The sequence below is a fragment of the Pseudonocardia alni genome (assembly GCF_002813375.1).
Taxonomy (GTDB): domain Bacteria; phylum Actinomycetota; class Actinomycetes; order Mycobacteriales; family Pseudonocardiaceae; genus Pseudonocardia; species Pseudonocardia alni.
In genome coordinates this window covers 2,859,558-2,882,812 of record NZ_PHUJ01000003.1, presented here as the reverse complement: position 1 = coordinate 2,882,812, position 23,255 = coordinate 2,859,558, and the positions used below count along the sequence as shown (strand labels likewise).

At 75.4% G+C, this 23,255-nt stretch carries 23 protein-coding genes and 1 riboswitch; of the genes, 8 read left to right on the top strand and 15 right to left on the bottom strand.

Translation table 11 applies throughout. The annotated features are described in order from the left end of the window. Nucleotides 1–54: 54 nt before the first annotated feature. Together ATL51_RS14280 and ATL51_RS14275 are read left to right on the top strand one after the other, a co-directional pair. A complete protein-coding gene (locus ATL51_RS14280; protein WP_100878867.1) occupies nucleotides 55–723 on the top strand; it encodes a DUF3159 domain-containing protein in 669 nt (222 codons plus the stop codon). Between the two features lie 158 nt (nucleotides 724–881). Continuing rightward, a complete protein-coding gene (locus ATL51_RS14275) occupies nucleotides 882–2,174 on the top strand; it encodes a hypothetical protein (protein WP_167410002.1) in 1,293 nt (430 codons plus the stop codon). 134 nt (nucleotides 2,175–2,308) lie between these two features. On the opposite strand, the gene thiE is transcribed toward ATL51_RS14275, so the two are convergent. Then, entirely contained in the window at nucleotides 2,309–3,010 is a 702-nt protein-coding gene (thiE, locus tag ATL51_RS14270) for a thiamine phosphate synthase (RefSeq protein WP_392567402.1), read from the bottom strand. Between the two features lie 30 nt (nucleotides 3,011–3,040). Beyond that, nucleotides 3,041–3,149, top strand: a riboswitch (TPP riboswitch). Here thiE and thiO point away from each other — a divergent pair. The 3 genes from thiO (at nucleotide 3,147) to thiG (ending at nucleotide 5,292) form a co-directional block, all read left to right on the top strand. Continuing rightward, the gene (gene thiO / locus ATL51_RS14265) at nucleotides 3,147–4,319 is read left to right on the top strand and encodes a glycine oxidase ThiO (protein WP_100878864.1); all 1,173 of its coding nucleotides are present in this window, start codon (nucleotides 3,147–3,149) and stop codon (nucleotides 4,317–4,319) included. It overlaps the preceding riboswitch by 3 nt. Then, the gene (thiS, locus tag ATL51_RS14260) at nucleotides 4,319–4,519 is read left to right on the top strand and encodes a sulfur carrier protein ThiS (protein ID WP_062398305.1); all 201 of its coding nucleotides are present in this window, start codon (nucleotides 4,319–4,321) and stop codon (nucleotides 4,517–4,519) included. Before thiO ends, thiS begins: the two co-directional genes overlap by 1 nt. A gap of 2 nt (nucleotides 4,520–4,521) precedes the next feature. After that, nucleotides 4,522–5,292, top strand: a complete 771-nt coding sequence (gene thiG / locus ATL51_RS14255; protein ID WP_100878863.1) for a thiazole synthase — start codon at nucleotides 4,522–4,524, stop codon at nucleotides 5,290–5,292. 53 nt (nucleotides 5,293–5,345) lie between these two features. Here thiG and ATL51_RS14250 read toward each other — a convergent pair whose 3' ends face one another. The 9 genes from ATL51_RS14250 to ATL51_RS14210 form a co-directional block, all read right to left on the bottom strand. After that, on the bottom strand, nucleotides 5,346–5,867 hold the full coding sequence (locus ATL51_RS14250; protein WP_100880711.1) for a gamma carbonic anhydrase family protein: 522 nt from the start codon (nucleotides 5,865–5,867) through the stop codon (nucleotides 5,346–5,348). A gap of 75 nt (nucleotides 5,868–5,942) precedes the next feature. Continuing rightward, nucleotides 5,943–6,548, bottom strand: coding sequence for a hypothetical protein (locus ATL51_RS14245; protein ID WP_100878862.1), 606 nt, complete (start codon nucleotides 6,546–6,548; stop codon nucleotides 5,943–5,945). 571 nt (nucleotides 6,549–7,119) lie between these two features. Then, entirely contained in the window at nucleotides 7,120–8,913 is a 1,794-nt protein-coding gene (locus ATL51_RS14240) for an HNH endonuclease signature motif containing protein (RefSeq protein ID WP_100878861.1), read from the bottom strand. Between the two features lie 230 nt (nucleotides 8,914–9,143). Then, nucleotides 9,144–10,058, bottom strand: a complete 915-nt coding sequence (locus ATL51_RS14235) for a MadR family response regulator transcription factor (protein WP_322789682.1) — start codon at nucleotides 10,056–10,058, stop codon at nucleotides 9,144–9,146. Next, entirely contained in the window at nucleotides 10,055–11,437 is a 1,383-nt protein-coding gene (locus tag ATL51_RS14230; protein WP_100878860.1) for a MadS family sensor histidine kinase, read from the bottom strand. The genes ATL51_RS14235 and ATL51_RS14230 overlap by 4 nt, the downstream gene beginning before the upstream one ends. Nucleotides 11,438–11,459: 22 nt before the next feature. After that, nucleotides 11,460–12,776: an iron-containing alcohol dehydrogenase gene (locus ATL51_RS14225; protein WP_100878859.1), complete on the bottom strand. Its 1,317-nt coding sequence runs from the start codon at nucleotides 12,774–12,776 to the stop codon at nucleotides 11,460–11,462. Between the two features lie 191 nt (nucleotides 12,777–12,967). Next, complete coding sequence (locus tag ATL51_RS14220) at nucleotides 12,968–14,083, bottom strand: XdhC family protein (protein ID WP_073576677.1); 1,116 nt, start codon at nucleotides 14,081–14,083, stop codon at nucleotides 12,968–12,970. Beyond that, on the bottom strand, nucleotides 14,076–15,248 hold the full coding sequence (locus tag ATL51_RS14215) for a vWA domain-containing protein (protein ID WP_100878858.1): 1,173 nt from the start codon (nucleotides 15,246–15,248) through the stop codon (nucleotides 14,076–14,078). Before ATL51_RS14215 ends, ATL51_RS14220 begins: the two co-directional genes overlap by 8 nt. A gap of 10 nt (nucleotides 15,249–15,258) precedes the next feature. After that, nucleotides 15,259–16,152 carry an AAA family ATPase gene (locus tag ATL51_RS14210; protein WP_073576676.1) on the bottom strand — a complete coding sequence of 298 codons (894 nt, stop codon included), beginning with the start codon at nucleotides 16,150–16,152 and terminating at the stop codon, nucleotides 15,259–15,261. A gap of 542 nt (nucleotides 16,153–16,694) precedes the next feature. Between ATL51_RS14210 and ATL51_RS14205 the strand changes: the two genes are divergently transcribed. Continuing rightward, a complete protein-coding gene (locus ATL51_RS14205; RefSeq protein WP_073576675.1) occupies nucleotides 16,695–17,261 on the top strand; it encodes a LysM peptidoglycan-binding domain-containing protein in 567 nt (188 codons plus the stop codon). 156 nt (nucleotides 17,262–17,417) lie between these two features. Here the strand turns inward: ATL51_RS14205 and ATL51_RS14200 are convergent, their stop codons facing one another. From ATL51_RS14200 to moaC, 3 genes are read right to left on the bottom strand one after another with little or no spacing between them, the layout of a single operon-like run. After that, nucleotides 17,418–17,867 (bottom strand): molybdenum cofactor biosynthesis protein MoaE, encoded by a 450-nt coding sequence (locus ATL51_RS14200; protein ID WP_100878857.1) that lies wholly within the window; start codon nucleotides 17,865–17,867, stop codon nucleotides 17,418–17,420. Then, nucleotides 17,864–18,346, bottom strand: coding sequence for a MogA/MoaB family molybdenum cofactor biosynthesis protein (locus ATL51_RS14195; RefSeq protein WP_073576673.1), 483 nt, complete (start codon nucleotides 18,344–18,346; stop codon nucleotides 17,864–17,866). Before ATL51_RS14195 ends, ATL51_RS14200 begins: the two co-directional genes overlap by 4 nt. Continuing rightward, entirely contained in the window at nucleotides 18,343–18,852 is a 510-nt protein-coding gene (moaC, locus tag ATL51_RS14190) for a cyclic pyranopterin monophosphate synthase MoaC (protein WP_073576672.1), read from the bottom strand. Before moaC ends, ATL51_RS14195 begins: the two co-directional genes overlap by 4 nt. Nucleotides 18,853–19,308: 456 nt before the next feature. Here moaC and ATL51_RS14185 point away from each other — a divergent pair, with 456 nt between their 5' ends. Continuing rightward, on the top strand, nucleotides 19,309–19,914 hold the full coding sequence (locus ATL51_RS14185; protein WP_100878856.1) for a LysM peptidoglycan-binding domain-containing protein: 606 nt from the start codon (nucleotides 19,309–19,311) through the stop codon (nucleotides 19,912–19,914). A 72-nt stretch (nucleotides 19,915–19,986) separates the two neighbouring features. On the opposite strand, the gene ATL51_RS14180 is transcribed toward ATL51_RS14185, so the two are convergent. Continuing rightward, nucleotides 19,987–20,589 (bottom strand): nucleotidyltransferase family protein, encoded by a 603-nt coding sequence (locus tag ATL51_RS14180; protein ID WP_073576670.1) that lies wholly within the window; start codon nucleotides 20,587–20,589, stop codon nucleotides 19,987–19,989. A gap of 2 nt (nucleotides 20,590–20,591) precedes the next feature. Beyond that, nucleotides 20,592–20,774 (bottom strand): hypothetical protein, encoded by a 183-nt coding sequence (locus ATL51_RS14175; protein WP_073576669.1) that lies wholly within the window; start codon nucleotides 20,772–20,774, stop codon nucleotides 20,592–20,594. 123 nt (nucleotides 20,775–20,897) lie between these two features. Here ATL51_RS14175 and ATL51_RS14170 point away from each other — a divergent pair, with 123 nt between their 5' ends. Further along, nucleotides 20,898–23,219, top strand: a complete 2,322-nt coding sequence (locus ATL51_RS14170) for a helicase-associated domain-containing protein (protein ID WP_100878855.1) — start codon at nucleotides 20,898–20,900, stop codon at nucleotides 23,217–23,219. Nucleotides 23,220–23,255: the final 36 nt, after the last annotated feature.

The following is a 23,255-nucleotide window of genomic DNA, read 5'->3' as shown; positions in this document are numbered from 1 at the left end:
TCCGCCAACCGGATCCCGTCGACCCGGCGTGCGGGATAGGGCACCCTCAGCGGGGTGACGTCCGATCGCGCCCCGCACACCGCATCCCGGGAGGACCCGAAGCTCGCCGAACTGCTCGGTGGCCGGGCCGGTGCCGTGGACGCCTCGATACCGGTGGTCGCGTTCGTGCTCGCCTGGGTGGTCGCGGGGGCGGCGGGGTCGGCGTTCCCGATCAACTGGGGGGCCGGCGCGGCGATCGTCGCGGGGGCCGCGGTGGCAGGGTGGCGGCTGTACCGGGGCCGCCGGCCGCGGGCGGTGCTGTTCGGGCTGGCCGGGGTCGTCGTCGCGGCCGGGATCGCGCTGGCGACCGGGCGGGCGTCGGACTTCTTCCTGGTCCAGATCGTGTCCAACGCCGGCAGCGCGCTGGCCTGGGCGATCTCGATCGTCGTGCGGTGGCCGTTGCTGGGGGTCGTCGTCGGCGGGCTGCTGGGACAGCGCACGAGGTGGCGGCGCGACCCGGACCTGCTCCGCGGGTACCAGCGGGCGTCCTGGGCGTGGGTGACGCAGTACGTCCTACGACTGTCGGTGTTCCTCCCGTTGTGGGCGGCCGACCAGGTCGTGCTCCTGGGTGTCGCGCGGACCGTGCTGAGCCCGGTGCTGGTCGGGCTGAGCGTGCTCGTGTCGTGGCCGTTGCTGCGTACGGCGCTGCCGGCCGATCACCCGGGCATCCGTCACCCCCGGTGACAGGGTCTGACACCTCGTAGCGCTAGAATCGTGATCTTCCCGTGACCTTTGCTCGGTCGTGTGAAGGTCACCACTTCGGGTGATCGTCCGGCGCAATCGTGGCCTCCCGGACGTTCCCCCGGGGCGAGCCGCCGCACCGACGATCACTGCAAGGAGCCATGCCACACCAGCGCCCCCCGGAGCCCGGCTTCGGCGACGCCCCCCGTGGCGTCCCCGGCCCGGCCCGTCCCCCCGCCCAGCCGTCCGCTCCCCGACCCGGCGCCGGTCGCCCGGTGGCCGCCCCCGACGCTCCGCGGCTGCCCCGGCAGCGCACCGCGCATCCGCCCCGCACGCACGGCGGCCGGGACCCGCAGCCGCCGTCGGGCACCGTCCGCGGCCGGACCACGCAGACCCCGCCCGGTGGCCGTCCGGTGAGCCCGTTCGTACCCGGGCCGGGCGTGCCGGACGGGACCCCGCCCGGCGGGCGTCCGCGCACCCGGGTGCTGCCCGCGTCGGACACGACCCGCGCGGCCGGTCCCGGCGGTCCGGTGGGCCCGGTCGGCGGCGGACCGAACGGACCCGGTGGGGCCGGGGGCTCGGGCGGGTCCGGTGACGGCTCGTCGGACACCACGAAGGCGAGCGGCCTCAAGGCCGACCTCAGCCCGACGAAGATCGCAGCCGGCGCCGGCGCGGCGATCGTCACGGCGGTGCTCGGCTCGTTCCTCGGCGCGGTCGGCACGGTGATCGGCGCGGCGCTCGGCTCGATCATCTCGACGCTGGCCACCACGCTGTTCACCCGCTCGCTCGAGGTCAGCAAGGACAAGGCACTCGAGCTGAAGGACAAGGCGACCCGGCGCGGCAAGGGCGTCGCCGAGGGCACCGCGGTCGCCGCGCAGAACGGTGCCGGCCACGGTCTCGCCGGGCCCACCGGCGAGGAGACGGTGCTGCTGGACCCGTGGCAGACACCCGGCGGCACCACCCGCGCTGCCGGAGCGGGCCGCAGCCGGTTCCGCCGGGTCCGGGTCACCCGCAAGACGGTCATCGTGTCCGCGGTGCTCGGCGTCGTCACCTTCGCGGTGTCGATGTTCCTGATCTCGGGCATCGAGTTCGTGAAGGGCTCGTCGCTGTCCGGTTCGTCCGGGACCTCGGTGAGCAACGTCGTCCGCGGCGGTGCTCCCGCCACCCAACAGGAGAACGACCGGGGCGAGGGCTCCGGAGGCGACGCGTCGACGTCGTCGTCGAGCTCGACCTCCACCGAGGAGTCGGGCACCAGCACGTCGGAGTCGTCGACCGGCACCCGTGACCGGGACTCCGGTCAGGACGGCTCGGGCTCGTCGAACCCGCTGCAGGACGGGCTGAACCGGGTCCTGCCGACCCAGCAGCCGGGCTCCGGCCAGTCGGGCCAGGACTCGGGCGGGCAGGACCCCGGCGGCCAGGGCTCGGGCGACCAGGGTTCCGGCACGCAGAACTGACCTGCGCGCCGCGGCGCCGGAACCCGGCGCCGCGGGGCCGGTCCGAGCGCGGCCGGCCCGAGCGCGGCCGGTCCGAGCGCGGCCGGTTCGAGCGCGGGCGGTTCGAGCGCGGGCGGGGCCCGGCGCGGGCGGGCTCAGCGCAGGCGGGCCCGCAGCGCCCCCGCGGCCGCACGCGGGTCCTCGGCCTCGGTGATCGCCCGGACGACGACGATCCGGTCCGCACCGGCGTCGAGGACCTCGTCCAGGCGGTCGCCGTCGATGCCCCCGATCGCGAACCACGGCCGCGCCGGGGCCCGTCCGGCGACCGTGCGCACCAGGTCCAGGCCGGGGGCCGGACGTCCCGGCTTGGTCGGGGTCGGCCAGCACGGGCCCACGCAGAAGTAGTCCACGCCGTCCTCGTCGGCGGCGCTCAGGGTCTCGGCGGGGCTGTGCGAGGACCGGCCGATGAGCACGTCGTCGCCGACGACCCGGCGCGCCCACGCCACCGGCAGGTCGTCCTGCCCGAGGTGCAGCACGTCGGCGCCCGCGGCGAGCGCGACGTCGGCGCGGTCGTTCACCGCGAGCAGCGCGCCGTGCCGGCGGCAGGCGTCGGCGAGCACCTCCAGTGCGGCGAGCTCGGCGCTCGCCTCCAGCGGCCCGTCGGGCCCGCCCTTGTCCCGCAGCTGGACGATGTCGACCCCGCCGGCGAGCGCGGCGTCGGCGAACTCCGCCAGGTCACCGCGCGCGGTGCGGGCGTCGGTGCACAGGTAGAGACGGGCGTCGGTGAGGCCGTCGAGCCGGGCGCGACGGGTGTCGCCGGTGCCGGGACGGGTATCGGTGTCGGACACGGCTCGCAGGCTACGGCGTAGCCTGGGCCCCGGACGACGACGAACCACGGGAGCCCGGGCAGCGGGCTGAGAGGGGACCCGCGACGCGGTCCCGACCGTCGAACCTGATCCGGGTCATGCCGGCGCAGGGAGTGAGGTGGATCCCATGAGCGCGAGTGCCGGAAAGCTGGTCGTCGCGGGTGCGGGGGCCGTCGGCCTGTCCGTCGCCCGCGCGGCGGCCCGCGACGGCTGGTCGGTGACGGTGTTCGACCCGGCCCCCGGTCGCGGCGCGTCCTGGGTGGCCGGCGGGATGCTCGCCCCGGTCACCGAGGCCTGGCCCGGCGAGGAGGATCTCCTCGCCCTCGGGCTGGACTCGGTCGCACGCTGGCCGGAGTTCGCCGCGGCCCTGTCCGCCGACGCCGGCACCGACGCCGGGCTGCACCCGGAGGGCACCGTCGTCGCCGCGACCGGGTCGGGGGACCGCGCCGAGCTGACCGCGCTCGCGGACTACCTGGAGTCCCTCGGCCGGGACGTGCACCGGCTGACCGGTTGCGAGCTGCGCCGGCTCGAACCCGCGCTGGGCCCGGAGGTCCGTGGCGGCCTCTCGGTGCCCGACGACCCGTCGGTGGACAACCGGCGGCTGCTCGCCGCACTGGCGACCGCGGCCGGACGGGCCGGGGTCGTCGTCTCCGACCGCGGGGTCGCGCGCGTGCTCGACGACGGCGCCCGTGTCACCGGCGTGCGGCTCGCGGACGGGACCGAGATCGCGGCGGACGCGGTCGTCGTCGCGGCGGGGGCGCACTCGTCGTCGCTGCACCCGGTGCTCGACGGGCTGGTCCGCCCGGTGAAGGGCGAGATCCTGCGGCTGACCCGCCGCGCCGGTGCCCTGCCGCCGCCGTCGCGGACGGTGCGGGCGCTCGTCGACGGGCGCCCGGTGTACGCCGTGCCGCGGACGCTGCCCGGGTACGGCGACCTCGTGATCGGCGCGACGACCGCCGAGAACGGCTTCGACACCGACGTCACCGTCGGTGGGGTGCGCGACCTGCTGCGCGACGCGGAGCGGATCCTGCCCGGCATCGCCGAGTACGCCCTGACCGAGACCGCCGCCGGACTGCGGCCGGGCAGCCGGGACAACCTGCCGCTGATCGGGCGCACCGGGCCCGACGGGCTGGTCGCGGCCACCGGGCACGGCCGCAACGGGATGCTGCTGGTACCGGTGACCGCGGCGGCCGTCGCGGCGGTGCTGCGCGGCGACGACGTACCGGGACCGGTCCGCGCGGCGGATCCGCGACGGTTCGCCCCGGCCGCCGCCGGGGCACGCGAGGAGGGGAACCACTGATGCGGATCGTGCTGAACGGCGAGCACCGCGACGTCGATGACGGCGCCGACCTCGCCCGGATCCTGGCCGAGGCCGGGCTGCCGGAGCGGGGGATCGCCGTCGCTGTGGACGGGGAGGTCGTGCCGCGCACGTCGTGGGCGGGGCACCGCCCCGCCGACGGCGCGCGGGTCGAGGTACTGACCGCGGTACAGGGAGGATGAGCATGGCAGTGCAGACCGACAAGCTCGCGTTCGGGGACCACCTGTTCGACTCGCGGCTGGTGATGGGCACCGGTGGTGCCGCGAACCTGGAGATCCTGGAGCGGGCGCTGGTCGCGTCCGGCACCGAGCTGACGACGGTGGCGCTGCGCCGTGTCGACGTCGCGGGCGGGACCGGGCTGCTGGACCTGCTGCGCCGCCTCGGGATCGCCGTGCTGCCCAACACTGCCGGCTGCCGGACCGCCGCCGAGGCGGTGCTCACGGCGCGGATCGCGCGCGAGGCGATGGAGACCGACCTGGTGAAGCTGGAGGTCGTCGCCGACGAGACGACGCTGCTGCCCGACCCGGTCGAGCTCCTCGACGCCGCCGAGCAGCTCGTCGACGACGGCTTCACCGTGCTGCCCTACACCAACGACGACCCGGTCCTCGCCCGTCGCCTGGAGCAGATCGGGTGCGCCGCGGTCATGCCGCTCGGCTCGCCGATCGGGACCGGGCTGGGCATCCGCAACCCGCACAACATCGAGATGATCGTGGCCGCCGCGGGCGTGCCGGTCGTGCTCGACGCCGGGATCGGCACCGCCTCGGAGGCGGCGCTGGCGATGGAGCTGGGCTGCGACGCGGTCCTGCTCGCCACCGCCGTCACCCGTGCCGCCGACCCGGAGCGGATGGCCCGCGCGATGCGCCGCGGGGTGGAGGCGGGCTGGGACGCCCGGCACGCCGGTCGGATCCCGCGCCGCTACCGGGCACAGGCGAGCTCGCCCGACCGCGAGGACTGAGGACCGATGTCCGGGTGCGTTCCGCGGAACGCACCGGACCGTATCGGGAGGGCTCAGGCGGGGGCGACGCCGTCGGCGTGCCGCCGGGCCAGGGCGCGGTAGAAGTCCGGGTTGGTCCGCACCCACCAGCGGGCCTGCTCGGTCAGCTCGCCGTGCTCCTTCGCCGCGGAGCCGAGCATCAGCCGGTCGGCGGCCAGCTCGGAGTTCGGCGCGACCGTCGACCCGGCGGCGACCATCGCGCCCTGGCCGATCCGGGCACCGTCCTGCACGGTGCTGCCGTTCCCGACGACCGCGCGCGCCCCGATCACGGCGCCGTGCACCACGCACAGGTGCCCGATCGTGGCGCCCTCGCCGATCTCGGTGACCGGGTCGTCGCCGCCGTGCAGCACCGACCCGTCCTGCACGTTGGCGCCGGCGCGCACGACGATCGGCCCCAGGTCGGCGCGGAGCACGGCGTTGTACCAGATCGAGGCGCCCTCCTCGACGCGCACGTCCCCGACGAGCGTCGCGGTCGGAGCGACGAAGGCGTCCGGGTGCACGGTGGGGGAGAGGCCCTCCAGAGCGAACAGCGGCATGAGCGACAGCTTCGCACCCCGTTCCGCCCACCGGCCGCCACACCCGCGCGACCGCGACCGCGGGCGCCGCATCGCTCAGTCGTGCGGACGGGCGTGCAGACCCAGGTCCGACAGCTCCAGCGCGGCCAGCGCCGCGACGACCGCCGGGTCCCCCGACCGCCAGGCCGTCGCCGGGTCCGGCGCGACCCGGACCAGCCGTGACACCGGCACCCGGGACAGCGCCCGCACGGCCAGCAGGTCCGGCGCGGCGGTCCGCGCCGCGACGGCGGCACCGGCCCGCCGGGCGTAGCGCAGCCGCAGCGGCAGCCAGCCGAGCAGCACCGGCAGCAGCATCACCAGCGGGACGACGACCAGCGCCCCCGTCGCGAGGGTGCCGACGGCGTCGCCGAACTCCCGCCCCGCCGCGACGAGCTCGGTGCCCGCCCCCGCGGCCGGATCCAGCGCGCGGGCCAGGTCGGACCCGATGAACGGGATCGAACCGACCGCCCCGGCGACGCCGGTGAAGGTGTCGGAGACCCGTCCGCCCGCGGCGACCAGCGAGTCTCCGGGCCCACGCAGCGCGGACAGCCCGTCGTGCACGGCCACGCCGGCGGTGACGGCGAGGACCGTCCACAGCAGCGCGACGACGTCGGCGACGACCTGGCGGGCGATCCGGTCGGGGCGTTCGGCGTACCAGCGCATCGGCCCTGTCTACCGGGGCCGGAAACCGGTCGTCCCCGCGGCCCGCCCGTGCTCTGCTGGGCGGGCGGACCGTTCGCTCTCCCTCGACCGCGCCTCCTGGGACGACCGCGCCCCGCTGCGCGCGCAGAGCCCCGACTACGGCGTGGACGCACTCGTCGCCGATCCCACGAGTGGAACCACGGCCTCGGGGAGGTCGTCACCGCGCTCCTCGACCAGTGACCGACGCTGTCCGGTCTCACCGAGCACCGGGCCGTCCCCTGGGAGGCCCTGCCCGGCCGGATGGCCGAGGACGACGACGGCGAGTGGCACGTGACCGACGGCCTCCCCGATGTGCCACTGGGCGTCACCGTCCAGGCGACGCGCTGACCGGGCCGGTCACGAAGGCGCAGGCCCGGTCCGGGCGTGGATGCCGGGTGGGCGGGCCGACGTCGCGTTCCGCGGAACGCGGTCCGTCCTCCCGCCCACCGGTTCCGCGCCGGTCTCCCGCGGTCTCCACCGGCCGGTGCGCTGCGGCCCGCGTCCTCTTCCGGCCGTGTGGGTGCTCGGTCGCCCGGCGGAGGACCTGCGGGGTTCAGGCCGCGGCGGCCGTCGTGCCGGGCGGGAGCAGGGCGTCGAGGATCGGCTCGGGGTCGAGCCGGTCGCCGTACCAGTCCGGGGTGAGGGTGCTGCGATCGATCCGCAGCCGGGCCCGCGTGTTCCGTTCGACGAGGGACTCGGCGCTGCCGTCCAGCGGTCTGCCGGTGGCCTCGACGGCAGTGCCGTCGGGCCGGTGGAACAGCCAGTCCTCGCCGGGTGGGCGCAGGACCAGGTAGCCGTGATCGTGCACCAGCCGGTGGTGGAACGAGCAGAGCAGGACCAGGTTGTCGACGTCCGTCGGCCCGCCCCGCAGCCAGTGCCGGACGTGGTGGGCGTGCAGGTGGCGTGTGTGGTGGCACCCCGGGAACCGGCAGGAACCGCCGCCGTCGGCGGTCAGGGCGGCGATCTGCGCCGGGCTCGCCAGGCGCCTGCTCCGGCCGAGGTACATCCGGTTCGCGGCGCGGTCGGTGAGCAGCACCCGGGCCCGGGCGTCGCAGGCCAGGCGCTCGGCGGTGCTCGCGGCGATCTCGGGGCCGCCGGCGAGGCGCGCGGTGCCGGTCCCCGCGTCGACGACGACCGTCACCCGCGCCGCACCCCGCTCGACGACCGCGGCTCCGGCCGCTCCCGGCCCGCGGACGACCAGGCCCAGCAGGGCGTCGACCCGCCGGGCGGCCAGGGTGTCGACGACGGCGCCCGGTGTCTGTTCCTCCGTGCGGCGGGCCTGTTCGTGCGGATCGGGCCCGTCCCATCCCGACCGTCGCCCCTCACGTGCGGCCGGATCGTCGGTGTCCTCGTCGCCGGGCGGGGCGGTGTGGCCGGCGGGAGCCGGGCGTGCGGTGGCGACCCCGGCCTCGATCGCGGCGACCAGGAGGGCGCCGTCCTCGGGAGTGAGCCGGGCCCGTACGACCAGGGACCCGTCGACGTCGTGGTGCCAGCTCACCCCGCGCCGGGCGGCGACGTCGCGCGGCGGCGCGCAGCGGCGGCGGACCGCGCGGACGACGGTCTCGACATGGCTCGCGGTCCCGCCGAGCGCCAGGTCCAGGAGCACCTGCTCGGCGTCCGGCCCGGCTGCGGCCAGCGGATGATCGTCCGGCTCGGTGTCCCCGAGCGGCTCCGGAGCGGCAACGGCGACCGGCCGGCTCCCCGCGCCGTCCCACGGACCGGTGTCCCCGCGTCCGGCGGGTGACGTGGTGGCTCTTTCCGCCCTCCCGGCGTCCGACAGGTCGGATCCGGCGCCCGTTCCGGGGCCGTCGACGTCTCCGGCGCTGCGGTCCGTGCCCGTGTCGGACGCGTCTCCCGCTCCCCGGACGGTGTCGTCAGGCCCTCCTTGTGATGCGCAGTCGACCGATGCCCCGCCGGAGTCGTCGTCGGGGTCGCGACCTGGGCGCCGGAGCGGCTCCGTGGCGGTGGCCGGCGGAGCAGCGGCGGCCATGCGGTCGAGGACCGCGTCGTCCGCGCCGACGAGGCGGGTGACGGCCCGGACCTTGGAGTAGGAGATCCGGCCGGCCGCGAGCGCCTCGGTGATCCGGGGCAGCCGGGTCAGTGCGTGCGCGACCCGCAGGTGCTCGGTCGCGGTGCGCAGGCTCATCCCCGCCCGCCAGGTCAGCCAGTGGGCGCAGGACCGGACGCCGACGCCGCACCAGCCGCCGCGGTCGTCGAACTCGGCGAGCAGGCGCAGGAACCGGCACTCGGCGGCGGCGATGTGGCCGGCGAGACCGAGGAGTTCGGACTCGAGATCCGGCAGGCTCAGTTCACCGGCGGGCGTGGTCGTGGGGGTGGAGGTCGGCACGGCGCTCTCTCTTTCATCGAACGTGTGTTCGACAGGAGTGTGCCGGATGGGTCCGACAGTTCCGGTCCAGACCGACGGTGGGATCGGCGCGGACCGGGGCGATCGCGTTCCGCGGAACGCGATCCGGAATCAACGACGACGCCCCCTCGCCTCGCACACACCCTCCCGCCGTGCCGCCGTGCCACCCTTCCGCCGTGCCGGGCGGAGAGGCGTGGCCGGGGACATCGAGGTCAGAGGAGGCCGAGCTTGGTGGCCGCGTAGACCGCCTCGGCGCGACGCGACACCATCAGCTTGCGCATCAGGTTGCCGACGTGGAACTTGACCGTCGTCTCGGAGATGAACAGCTCGGCGCCGATCGCGCGGTTGGACAGCCCCCGGGCCAGCAGGCGGAGCACGTCCAGCTCACGGTCGGTCAGCCGTTCCCGGTCGGGCATCCCGCCGGACAGCGATCGCACCATCGCCGACGCGGACCGGGCGTCGAACGCGCTCTCCCCGCGGGACACCGCGCGGATGGCACGGACGAGCTCGGTGGTGTCGACGTCCTTCACCACGTAGCCGCGGGCGCCTGCCTGCACCGACTCGACGACGAGGCGGTCCTCGGCGAAGGTCGTCAGCACCAGCACCCCGATGCCGGGGTGGTCGGCGCACAGCTTGCGGCAGACCTCGAGACCGTCGGTCTGCGGGCCGGACGCCAGCTTGAGGTCGAGCAGCACCACCTGCGGCCGGCCGGTCGCGACGGCGGCGAACGCCTCCGGTGCGCTGCCCGCCTCGCCCACGATGCGCAGGTCGTCCTCGCGCTCCAGTACCGCGCGCAGCCCCTGGCGCATGATCGAGTGGTCGTCGACCAGCACGATCCGGATCGGCCGCGCCGCGACTCCCGCGGGACCGGGACCGGTGCGGGTCGCGGCGGCCCCACCGGACCCGTGCATCCCGCCGCCCGGCGCGTTCCCGCCGCCCTGCCCGGGGCCCGCTTGACCGGGGATGCCGTGACCGCCGCCGTGGCCGGGGCCGCGCGCGCCGACACCGGCTCCGCCGCGGGCATCCGGTCCGCCGCCGCTGCGGGCGTCCGTGACGACGCGGCCCCGGGCGGTGCCGCCGGTGACGTGCCCGGGGCCACCCGGGGCGGTCCGTGTGCCGCTGCTCATCCGAGCTCCTTCCCCGGCGTCCCGATCGGGACGTCCACCTGCACCTGCAGCCCACCGATCCGCGAGCGGCGGAACCGCAGGGTCCCGCTCATCTCGCGGGCGCGGGCGTCCATGTTCACGAGGCCGCGGTGCTCCCCGGAGGGGCCGCGGACCGACGCCGCACGCAGCGTGCGGCGGATCTGCTCGGGGGAGGCGCCGCCGTCGTCGGAGATCGACAGGCGGACGCGGCCGTCGGCGTAGGCCAGTCGCACCACCGCCCGCGAGGCCGACGCGTGCATCGCCGTGTTGAACAACGCCTCGCCGGCGATCCGGAACAGCGACTGCTCGTGCTCGTGCGGCAGCGGCACCGGGGCCCCGCCGATCGTCACCTCGACCCGCAGCTCGTCGGGCATGTGCACGGTGGACAGCTGCCGCAGCATCGAGGGCAGGTCCTTGTCGGCGTGGTCGTCGTCGTTGAGCGCGTAGATCGCCGACCGCAGCTGCTCGACGGCGCGCCGGGTCAGGTCCTTGGCCGTGTCGAGGTGCTGGAGCAGGACCGGCTCGGTGATCTCCGACCGGCACAGCTCGATGTGCATCCCGGCCGACAGGGCGTACTGGGTGACGCTGTCGTGCAGCTCGCGGGCGATGCGGTGCCGCTCGTTGTCGAGGACCTCCCGCTGGCGGGCCGCTCCGAGAGCCTGCTGGGTGAGCATCAGCTCGTCGTTGCGGACGCGCAGGTCCTCGGCCTGGGCCGCGGTGCGCGCGTGCAGCCGCTCGGCCCGCTCCAGCAGCGCGCAGTTCTGCAATGCCGACGCCGTCTGACCGGCCAGGATGCGCAGCACCGAGTGGTCGGTGTCGTCGATGTGCCGTTCCGGCGGCGTCCACGCGACGAACCCGCCGACGGTGCGTCCGTCGAGCCGGATCGGGACGTGCAGGTGCCGGGGACGCGGGTCGTCCTCGTGGTGGTGATGATGGCCGTCACCGGCGTGCAGCCGCTCCACGTGCCGGCGCACGCGCTCGGGCACCGACCCCAGGTCGGCCCACTCGACCCCGTCCGGCCCGAGAACGATGTGCCGCGGCGCGGCGTCGGGCAGCTCGCCGTCGACGAGCCCGAGCACCACCCAGTCCGCCGACAGGTGGTCGGCGGCCGCGTCGGCGACCGCGCGGACCAGCGCCTCGGAACCCTCCATCGTGCGGACCAGCGCGGCCGAGATCCGGTCCAGCGCGAGGATGACCCGGCGCAGCCGCTCGGCCCCCTCACGGTACTCCGGGTAGAACGACGGCTTGCCCGTCCGCAGGCCGGTGAGCTGGTCGAGATCGGGGCGGGCCCGGCCCCCGGCGGCCGGCGACGAGGGCGGTGCGGGTGTGCGGCGGCGCGGGAAGCGGGCGGCGGCGGTCACCGCGGGGGCCTCCGTGCGGGCGTCACAGCGCTTCCCGGAACAGGTTCTCGATCTGCTCCACGCTCGCCGTGCGCGGGTTGGTGGTCAGGCAGGCGTCGCCGAGGGTGAGCCGGGACAGCCGCGGGACGTCGGCCTCGCGCACCCCGATCGCGGCGAGCCCGGTCGGGACGCCGACCTCGTCGGCCAGCTTGCGGACCTCGGTCGCGACCATGTCCACGGCCTCGTCGCCGGGCATCCCCGGCCGGGCGGGCAGCCCCATGGCCTGGGCGATCGGGACGAAGCGCGCCGCGTCGGCGTCGGAGGCCGAACCGTTGAACCGGATCACGTGTGGCAGCAGCACCCCGTTGATCAGGCCGTGCGGCAGATCGAGCATGCCGCCGACCTGGTGGCTCATGGCGTGGGTGGCGCCGAGGATCGCGTTCGTGAACGCCAGGCCCGCCTCGAGCGCGGCCTGCGCCATCGCGGTGCGGGGGCCGTCGTCGTGGCGGCGGATCATCGTGGTCGGCAGGTTGGCGTGGACGAGCGCGACCGCGTGCAGCGCGTGGGTGTCGGTCAGCGGGCCGTGGGCCAGCGACACGAACGCCTCGATGCCGTGGGTGAGCGCGTCCAGGCCGGTCGCGGCGTTGAGCCAGTCCGGCATGGTGACGAGCAGCCGCGGGTCGATCACCGAGACGTCCGGGACCAGGGCCCGGCCCATGATGGTGATCTTGGTCAGGCGAGCCGTGTCGGTGATGATGCAGAACTGGGAGACGTCGGCGCCGGTGCCCGAGGTCGACGGCACCATCACCAGCGGCGGGATCGGGTTGGCGATGCGGTCGATGCCCTCGTAGTCGAGGATCGTGCCGCCGTTGGCCGCGAGCAGGGCGACGCCCTTCGCGGCGTCGATCACCGAGCCGCCGCCGACGCCGATCACCACGTCGCAGCCGGAGCTCTCGTAGCGCTCGAACCCGCCCTGGATCTCGTGGTCCTTCGGATTCGGGGTGATCTCGTTCCACAGCTGCGGGCGCAGGCCCGCGGCGCGCAGGTGGCGCAGGAGTTCGGCGGGCCACCCGGCCTCGGTCACCCCCGGGTCGGTGACGACGAACGGCCGGCGCGCACCGAGCCGTAGTGCGGCGTGCGCGGTCTCCGGCAGCGAGTCCGGCCCGAAGACGATCTCCGGGGCGTGGAACTTGGACAGCCGCGGCCGCTCCCGCGGGCGGTGCGCCGCGCGGACGGTGTAGCCCTCGTCGGTGCCGGACGTGCCGGTCTCCCCGTCGAGGACGAGAACGGTCTCCCGTCGCACGGTCCCGCGCGGCCCGTGGTCAGGGGCGACGGAACCGGCGGAACCGGTGAGGACCACGTTGCCCTCCTCCTGCTGCTGCGCGTTGTCGACTCACCACTCGCCGACGGCGAGCGGATCTGTCACGAGCGTGTGGCCCACGGTACAGGGACACCCTGTCCCGCGACCCCCTCGATCGGCGGACGGCGCGCCGATCCGCAGGTCGGAGCCGGGGCGTCGACCGGCTCCGGCCTGGCCGAAAGCGGAGGAGGTCAGGACGCGTGGATGGGCCCCTCGCGTTCGGCCAACCGGATGCCCTCGCCGCCCCAGTGCTGGGCGATCATCTCCGCGGCGATCGACACCGCGGTCTCCTCCGGGGTACGCGCCCCCAGGTCCAGCCCGATCGGCGACGACATCTTCGCGATCTCGGTCTCGGTCACGCCCCGCTCGCGCAGACGCTCGAGCCGGTCGTCGTGGGTGCGCCGCGAGCCCATCGCCCCGATGTAGCCGACCTCGGGCAGCCGCAGCGCGACCTCCAGCAGCGGCACGTCGAACTTCGGGTCGTGGGTGAGCACGCACAGCGCGGTGCGCTGGTCGATCCGGCCCGCGTCGGCCTCGGCCTGCAGGTACCGGTGCGGCCACTCGACCACGACCTCGTTGGCCCCCGGGAAGCGGCTCGCGGTCGCGAACACCGGACGGGCGTCGCAGACGGTCACCCGGAAACCGAGGAAGGTGCCCATCCGGGCCACCGCGGCGGCGAAGTCGATCGCCCCGAACACGATCATGCGGGGCGGCGGCGCGAACGACTCGACGAAGATCTGCAGACCCTCCCCGCGTCGCTCGCCGTGGACGCCGTAGGTCAGCGTCGCGTTGCGGCCGGAGTCGAGCAGACCGCGGACGTCGTCGCGCACGGCGTCGTCGATCCGGTCCGAGCCGGTGCCACCCTCGGTCCGGTCCGGCCAGACGATCAGGCGCCTGCCGAGCAGCTCCGAGGGGCCCGCGACGACCGTGGCCACCGCGACCGGGTCCTCGTCGCGGATCGCCTCGGCGATCCGGCCGAGCTGTGCGTAGGTCTCCGGGGTCACCTTCTCCACGAAGATGTCGAGGATGCCGCCGCAGGTCAGGCCGACGGCGAACGCGTCGTCGTCGGAGACGCCGTAGCGCTGCAGCACCGGTCGTTCCTCGGACAGCACCTGCTGCCCGAGCTCGTAGACCGCGCCCTCGACGCAGCCGCCCGAGACCGAGCCGACGGCCTCGCCCGCCGGGCCGACGAGCATCGATGCCCCCGGCTGGCGCGGTGCGGACCGGAAGGTCCCGACCACCGTCGCGAGCGCGGCCGGCTCGCCGTTCTTCCACCAGCCTTCGAGCTGGTCGATCACGTCACGCATTGCGCACCACCTCGAGCAGTTTCTCCAGCGTGTCCAGGCTGTGCCCGGCCAGCAGGTCGTCCAAGTGCGGAAGGGCCGCGACTATTCCCCCCTGGACCGGGGCGTAGCCGTCCTTGCCCGCGTGCGGGTTGACCCAGATCAGCCGGTGGGCCAGCCGGGACAGCTGCTCGGCCTGGGTGCCGAGCAGCTCGGTGCCGCCGCGCTCCCAGCCGTCGGAGAAGACGACCACGACCGCCCGCCGGGCCGCACCGCGGCGTCCCCAGCGGTCGACGAAGGCCTGCAGCACCTCGCCCAGCCGGGTGCCGCCCGACCAGTCCGGGATGGCCTTGCCCGCGGCGCGCAGCGCGTGCTCGGGGTCGCGCAGCCGCAGCTCACGGGTGATGCGGGTGAGCCGGGTACCCAGGGTGAACGCCTCGACCGAGCGCGGCGAGCGACGGACGACGACGTGGGCGAAGCGCATCAGCGCGTCCGCGTAGGGCTCCATCGACCCCGAGACGTCGATCAGCAGCACGACCTTGCGCGGCCGGCGCGAGGTGTCGCGCCGGGCCAGCCGGAAGATCTCGCCCTGGTTGCGCAGCGCCGCGCGCAACGTGCGCTGCGGGTCGGCCTCACCGTGCCGGTTGCGCCTGCGGCGCCGCGACGCCCGGGTCGGCGGCTCCGGCTTCAGCAGGGTCATCAGCCGGCGCAGGTGCTCGCGCTCGGCGGGGGAGAGCTCCCCGAGGTCGCGGTTGCGCAGGATCTCCGCGCCGGTCGCGGCGGCCTTGATCTGCGGGCCGTCGGAGTCGTCCTCCCCGCCCTCGCTGCCGGGCAGCAGCGCGGCCAGCTTCGGCGGTGCGGGCGGGCGGTCGTCGCGGTTGCTCGACGGGCGGTTGCTGGTCGGCTCGAACCAGGACGGGAACGCCAGGTCGTACCGGACGATGTCGTCGGGGTCGGCGCACAGCGTCAGCCGGCCGGCCCAGTACGCCTGGTCCCGGTCGGTGACCTCCAGGGTGTCGAGCGCCTGCAGGTAGGCGGTCACCCGGTCCTGGGTGACCGGGACCCCCGCCGCGCGCAGGACCTCGGTGAACCCGACGAATCCGGTCAACAGCTCGTCGGTGGTGCCGGTGGGCTCCGCCGCGGGCGGCCGTGGCGGGGCCGCCGGGGACGGGCTCGGGGGGACGGTCATCGCGGCCGGGTCAGGACGCCAGCAGGGTGTCGAGCTGCTTGTGGACCCGGTCGGCGTCCTCCCGGTACTTGAGGACGGCGCCGAGGGTGCGCGCCGCCGACTCCGGATCCAGGTGCCGGGCACCGATCAGCTGCAACGCCCGGGCCCAGTCCAGGGTCTCCGCGACACCCGGCGGCTTGATCAGGTCGGCGTGGCGCAGCTTCTGCACGGCCCGCGCGACCGACGCGGCGAGGCGCTCGGGCACCTCGGGCAGCCTGCTGTGCAGGATCTCGATCTCGCGCTCGATGTTCGGGTGCTCCAGCCAGAGATAGAGGCAGCGCCGCTTGAGCGCGTCGTGCACCTCGCGCGTCCGGTTCGAGGTGAGGACGACGACCGGCGGCGTCGTGGCGCGCACCTCCCCGAGCTCGGGGATGGTCACCGCGTGCTCGGTGAGGACCTCCAGCAGGAAGGCCTCGAACTCGTCGTCGGCGCGGTCGATCTCGTCGATGAGCAGCACCGACGGGCTGGTGCGCAGCGCCTGCAGGATCGGGCGGGACAGCAGGAAGCGCTCGTCGTAGAGGCCGGCCTCGACGGTGTCCGGATCGAACCCGTCGCGCCCGCTCGCGGCCTCCAGGGTGCGCAGGTGCAGCAGCTGGCGGGGGAAGTCCCAGTCGTACAGGGCCTGACCGGCGTCGATTCCGTCGTGACACTGCAGGCGGATGAGCGGTGCGTCCAGCGTGGCGGCCAGTGCCTGGGCCAGCGCGGTCTTGCCGGTCCCCGGCTCGCCCTCGCAGAAGAGCGGACGGTTCATGCGCAGGGCGAGGAAGGCCGCCGTCGCGAGACCGTCGTCGGCGAGGTAGCCGGTCGCGCGCAGCGCGTCGGCGAGCTCGGCCGGGCTCCCGGGGCCGGGTGCAGGTTCGTTCACCGAACCAGCATGCAGGACGAGCGGTGAACGCGGCCACAGCAGGAGGGTCCCTCCTCCCCGCGCGGGCGGGTCCGGGACCTCCCCGTGACGACGAACGAGGCCCCCGGAAGGTTCGAGTTGCTTCCGGATCAGAAATGTTCACGACCACGTGATAGGTCCGTGATGTGACGTCGTTGACCAGTGCGTTTAGGGCGAATCTGATAATTACATCGTTGTCACAGTGATTCCGCTCACGGGTCCCTTCATTGACGAATTCTTTCCGCGCATTCACCTTTCTCGTCGGCCGGTCCACCGGAGCGGCCGCCTGAACGAGTCACACATCCGGACCCGCCGCGCCGAACCACCCCCGTCCCGCGGCTGTCCGGTCCGTCGAGGAAACGGAACGGGACGGGGACGAGAGAGACCACCTCCGCGGGCGTCATGGACGTCGCTCCCCGGTCCCGATCGACGCACCCGCGACGACACGGTGGGCACACCTGTGCCCTGGGGACCTCCTGCGCGGAGTGTGCGTGTCCTCGGGACGGCGCGGTGGGAGCGGAACAATGACCAAGGGACCCAAGGGCCGAAGTCTCCTGCGCATGGCTGCGGCGGGTGTCGTCGCGGTCGGCGCGACGGCTGCGATCGCCGGTACCGCCAACGCCGCCCCGGACAGCGTCTGGGACCAGCTCGCCGAGTGCGAGAGCGGCGGGAACTGGTCGATCAACACGGGTAACGGGTACCACGGTGGGCTGCAGTTCTCGCCGTCCACCTGGTCCGCCTACGGCGGCCAGGGCTCGGCGTACAACGCGAGTCGCGCCGAGCAGATCGCCGTCGCCGAGAAGGTGCTGGCCGCTCAGGGCTGGGGCGCTTGGCCGTCCTGCTCGAAGAAGCTGGGCATCACCGGCCACTCGGCCGACACCAGCAAGCGTGTGAAGGCGTCGGCCCCGGCCGCTTCGGCGCCGAAGAAGAAGGCGGCCGCCCCGGCCGCCGGCGGTTACACGGTGAAGTCGGGCGACACCCTCGGGAAGATCGCCGCCGCGAACGGCACCTCCGTCGCCGCGCTGGCCGCCGCGAACGGCATCGGCAACGTGAACGTGATCAGCGTCGGCCAGGTCCTGAACCTCGGCTGATCCCGCCGACCGTCCCCGGACCGCCATCCGGGACGGACGGCACGGGGTGCGCGGTGTCCCCAGCACCCGCCCCGGCGGACGACGGCCCGGGTCCGCCTCCCCTCGCGGGGAGGCGGACCCGGGCCGTTCCGTCGTTCCGGGGGTGCGCGGCCGGGCTCAGGTCGAGTTGACCCACTCGTCGGAGCCGTCGGCGAACCGCTGGTGCTTCCAGACCGGCAGCAGCCGCTTCACCTCGTCGACGAGCTCGGCGCAGGCGGTGAACGCCTCACGGCGGTGCTCGGCGGCGACGGCGCAGGCGAGGGCCACCTCGCCGATGTCGAGCGGGCCGACCCGGTGGCTGACCGCGAGCGCCCGGACGCCGGGGGAGCGTGCGGCCACCTGCTCGGCGACCTCGGTGACGATCCGGGCGGCCGTCGGGTGCGCGCTGTACTCCAGCCCGTGCACCGACTTCCCGTCGTCGTGGTCGCGCACGACGCCGGCGAAGGTGACGACCGCGCCGGCCGCGGCGTGCTCGACCAGGCGGGCGTGCTCGTCGACGTCGAGCGGCTCCTCGCCGACGGCCGCACGCAGGACCGTCGCGGTCCGCGTGGTCGCGGGATCGGTCATCGGTGGTCTCCTCCGTGCAGCTGGTCGACCGCGTGGTCGAGGACCCCGGCGAGCACGCCGAGGCCGTCCTTCACCCCGCCCGGGGAGCCGGGCAGGTTGACGATCAGGGTGCGGCCCGCGACCCCGGCCAGGCCGCGGGAGAGCACTGCGGTGGGCACTTTCTCCTCCCCGGCGCGGCGGATCGCGTCCGCCAGGCCCGGGATCTCGTGGTCGAGCACGGCCCGGGTGACCTCGGGGGTGGCGTCGGTGGGGGAGATGCCGGTGCCCCCGGTGGTGACGACGACCGCGACCCCGTCGGCGACGGCCGTCCGCAGCGCCTGCCCGACCGGCTCGCCGTCCGGCACGACGACCGGGTCCGGGGTGTCGTAGCCGCGCTCGCGCAGCCAGGCGACGATCGGCGGCCCGCCGCGGTCGGTGTAGACGCCCGCCGCGGCCCGGTTGGACGCGGTGACGACCCGGGCGGTGCGCGCGGCGGTCATGCCCCGCGCTCCCACAGCCCGGTCTTGCCGCCCTCCTTGCGCTCGACGCGCACGGCGTCGAGCACTGCGGCCGGGTCCACGGCCTTGATCATGTCGTGCAGGGTGAGCCCGGCGACGGCGACCGCGGTCAGCGCCTCCATCTCCACCCCGGTGCGGTCGGTGGTGCGGACCTCGGCGCGGATGGCGACCCGGCCGGCGTCGCCGTCGGTGGCCGGGGTCAGGTCCAGCGTCACCCCGCTGATCGCGATCGGGTGGCAGAGCGGGACGAGGTCCGGGGTGCGCTTGGCGCCCATGATCCCGGCGATGCGGGCGGTGGCGAGCGCGTCGCCCTTGGGGAGGCCGTCGGTCTCCAGCAGGTGCACGACCTCGGCCGTGGTGTGCACGGTCCCGGTCGCGACGGCGGCGCGGCGGCCGGGCGGCTTGTCGGAGACGTCGACCATCCGGGCCGCCCCGGCGTCGTCGACGTGGCTGAGCGCGGGGCCGGGCCGGTTGTGCTCGGTGGTCACGACCCCGACAGTACGGGGGCGCCGGTAGGGCGGCCCCCGCCACTCCGTGTGCACGGGCCGGGGCCCCCGGATGGCCCAGCCGCTGTGATCTGTATCACGTTTGCGGAACCGATCGTACTGTTTGCACGAACGTTTCCCGTTCGTGATCGGGGCTCGTCACCTGGGCAAACGCAAGGCCCGAACATCATGTGTCCGGTACGTCCGACGCCACGCCGTGTCGCCGTCGACTTTCGCGTCGTCCTGACGTGACCTACCTTCGGTCCCGGCTCGGCCGACTCCCCCATGCGGCCGGGCTCCGGTGCCGCAACGCTCCCTGTCCGGCGGTCCACCGGCCCCCGAGGTATCGGTGTGGGACAGGGCCGATCGTCAGACGGATCGGTGGCCGCTCCCCCGGCCGCCGGAACGGGCACCCACTCCCCGGGTGCGGTTCGGGTCGCGTCACGCGGGAGACCTGCCATGCCTCGTTACCGTGGGAAACACCGTAAACCGAGCACCGCCGGCCGCACGATCGCCCGGACCGCCGTCGCGGGTGCTGTCCTCGGCGCCCCGATGCTGGCCGTCGTGGGCACCGCGAACGCCGCGACCGACTCCACCTGGGACTCGCTCGCGCACTGCGAGAGCACCGGGAACTGGGCCGCGAACACCGGCAACGGCTACTACGGCGGCCTGCAGTTCAGCCCGAGCACCTGGAAGGCCTATGGCGGCGGCGAGTACGCCACGTCGGCGCACCAGGCCACCCGGGCCCAGCAGATCGCCGTCGCCGAGAAGGTCCTGGCCGCCCAGGGCTGGAACGCCTGGCCGTCGTGCTCGTCCAAGACCGGCGCGTCCGGGTCCGCCACGCCGCGGACCCTGGAGACCGACTCCGGCACCCGGGCCCCGGAGCGTGTGAAGGCCAGCGCCCCCGCGGCGTCGTCCGGCGGCACCTACACGGTGAAGTCCGGTGACACGCTGGGACAGATCGCGGCCACGCACGGTATCGCGAACTGGAAGGACCTGCTGTCCAAGAACCCGGGCCTCGGCGCCGGGCACCTGATCACCCCCGGCCAGGTCATCAACACCTGATCCCGGCACGACGACGCCCCGGTCCCTCCGTGAGGGACCGGGGCGCACGTGTGTCGGGGTCGGTGCGGTGGTTCAGGTACCGGCGAGGCGGCGCAGCTGCCCGGGGGTGTCGACGTCGTCCGGGACGGCGACGTCGCCGCACTCGACCAGCTCCACGTCGGAGCGGCCCGCCAGGTAGTCACGGGCGCCGGAGTCCCCGGAGGACAGCGCGACGACCCCGGACCAGTGGTCCCGGCCGAGCAGGACCGGATGCCCGGGGACGCCGTCGAACGCGGCGCGCCGCAGCGACGACGGCCCGGCGCCGTCGACGACCCGGCGGATCGCCTCCGGCCCGATGCCCGGCAGGTCGACCAGGTGCACCAGCGCCGCACCGGTGCCGGGCAGGTGGGTCAGCGACCCGAGCCCGCGCCGCAGCGACGCGCCCATGCCCTCGTCCCAGTCCTCGGCGACCACGACACCGACGTCACTGCCGTCGGTGCCGAGGCCGGCGCCGCGCAGCACGTCGGTGACGTCGTCGGCGCGGGCGCCGAGCACGACGGTGACCGGGCCGCACCCACCCGCCTGCAGCGCCTTCACCGCCCGCACCGCGAGCGGCTCACCGTGCAGTCGGACCAGCGCCTTCGGGGTGCCCATGCGGCGCCCGGCGCCGCCCGCGAGCAACAGGCCGGCGACCACGGTCAGCGGTTGATCTCGGTGACCGGGTGCTCGTAGGGCACGCTGGCGACCGGGAACTCGATGTCGCCGAACGGCGACATGTTTCCCTGGACGCTGCCCAGGAGCTCGGTGACCGGGTGGTCGCCCTCGTCGGAGTGCGGCCACTCCGGGTGGATCCGGTCCTGCTTCGCGGGCTTGGCGGCCATCGCGTCCTCCAGCGTCGTCGTCCGGTCCCGGGCGGGACCGCGGCAGTCTCCTGTGCCCAGTATCGCGGACGCGGGCGCGGCTGTCCGCCCCGGTGCGCCCGCGATCGTCCGACTACCCTGGCGATGATGCAGACGTCCCTGGTCGAGTGGTTGCGCGGGCAGGACGACGGGTTCCTCGCCGCGCTGCTGCGCGCGCGTCCGGACCTCGCCGTCCCGCCCCCCGGCGACCTCACCGTGCTCGCGACCCGCGCCTCGATCCGGGCGTCGGTGCAGCGCGCCTGCGAGGACCTGGGCACCGTCGCGCTGACCGTGCTGGACGCGCTGGTGCTGGCGACGGCCTGGCGGACCCCGGCCGACGCGACGACGCCCGGCGCGGGCCTGCGCGGCTGGCTCGGCGCCGACGTCGACGCGGCCACCGTCGCCGAGGGACTCGCCGCGCTGCGCGACCGCGCGCTGGCCTGGGGCCCGGACGATGCGGTGTCGCTGGTCCCTGCGGCCGCCGACGTCGTCGGGCCGTGGCCCGCCGGGCTCGGCGCCCCCGCCACCGGTGCGGCGGCGGGACCCGAGCTCGACACGCTGCTCGCCGGGGTGGGCGACGACGAGCGCAAGGTCCTCGAGGTGCTCGCCCAGGGCCCGCCGGTCGGCCGCTCCCGCAACGCGAACGGCTCGACCGGGCCGGTCGGGTCGCTCGTCGACAAGGGACTGCTCACGCGCCGCGACGCCGACACCGTCGAGCTGCCCCGCCAGGTCGCGCTCGCCCTGCGCGGCGACCGTCCGATGGGGCCGCTGGACCTGTCCCGGCCGGACGTCCCGCTGCGCGTGCGGGAGACCCCGCTGGTCGACGGCACCGGCGCGGGGGCCGCGCTGGAGTTCCTGCGTCGCACCGACCTGCTGCTGGAGTGGCTGGCGCGGGAGTCGGTGCCGGTGCTGCGCTCGGGCGGGTTCGGCGTGCGCGAGCTCAAGCGTGCGGCGAAGGCGGCCGACACCGACGAGCCGACCGCCGCGCTGGTCCTGGAGATCCTGCACGCCGCGGACCTGGTCGGGGCGACCGAGTCGGTGGCACCCGAGTGGCTGCCGACCACCACGTGGGACGTCTGGGGGACCGGCCCGGAGGAGTCCCGCTGGGCGGTGCTGGCCCAGGCCTGGCTGGAGCTGCCGCGCCTGCCCGGGCTGGTGGGGCGCCGCGACGAGACCGGCAAGCCGATCACCGCCCTGTCCGACGGGCCGCGCCGTCCCCCGGCCGCCCGGGACCGCCGTCGGGTCCTGGACGCGCTCGCCGACCTCTCGCCCGGCACCTCGGTGGGGTCGCCGGAGGACCTGGCGCGGCTGCTGGCCTGGCACGCCCCGCGCCGCGGCGGACGGCTGCGCGACGAGACGGTCGGCTGGACCGTCGCCGAGGCCACCGCGATCGGCGTGGTCGCCCTCGACGCGCTCACCACGGCCGGGCGGGTGCTGCTCGACCCGGCCCTGCGCCCGGACCCGGCGCACCCCACCCGGCACCCCACCGAGCTGGCCGCGACGCTGCACGCGGCGCTGCCCACCCCGGTCGAGGAGATCCTGCTCCAGGCCGACCTGACCGCCGTCGCGCCCGGGCGGCTGTCGGCGGACCTCGCGCACGAGCTCGCGATCCTGGCCGAGGTCGAGTCCGCGGGCGGCGCCACGGTGTACCGCTTCACCGAGCGCAGCCTGCGCCGGGCGCTGGACACCGGCCGCACCGCCGACGACGTCCGCGAGATCCTCGAGGCCCGTTCCCGCACCCCGGTCCCGCAGACCCTGACCTACCTCGTGGACGACGTCGCCCGCCGGCACGGCAGGCTGCGCGGCGGCGCGGTCAGCTGCTTCCTGCGCTCCGACGACGAGGTGCTCCTGTCCGAGGTGCTCGCGCACTCCGCGGCCGAGGAGCTGGGGCTGCGCCGGATCGCCCCGACCGTCGTGGTCAGCTCGCTGCCGCTGGCCGAGGTGCTCGACGGGCTGCGGGCGGCCGGCTTCAGTCCGGCCGCGGAGGACGCGGTCGGCGCCGTCGTCGACCTCGGGCCGAAGGGGCGGCGCACCGAGCCGCGGCTGCGTCGCGGCACCCGGGACGCCGGCCGGGTCGTCGACCGGTCCCCGACGGACCGGGCCGAGGAACTCGTCGAGCGGCTGCGGGCGGGGGACCGCCTGGCCGGGGTACGCGACAGTGTCGCCGGGCGGCGTGAACTCACCGGCGCGACCGGGAACCTGGCCTCGCTGCAGGAGGCGGTGCGCGAGGGCCGGACCGTGTGGATCGGCTACGTCGACGCGCACGGCGTCGCCGGGGACCGGGTGCTCGCGCCGGTCTCGGTCGGCGGCGGGTACGTGGAGGGCCGTGACGCGCTCGACGGCGAGCTGCGCCGCATCCAGCTGCACCGGATCACCTCGATCGCCCCGGTGGACGCCGGATCGGAGCAGCCGGCCGGACGCGACTAGCCCCGGACGCGGTACCGCGGCGGCGCCGGCACACGA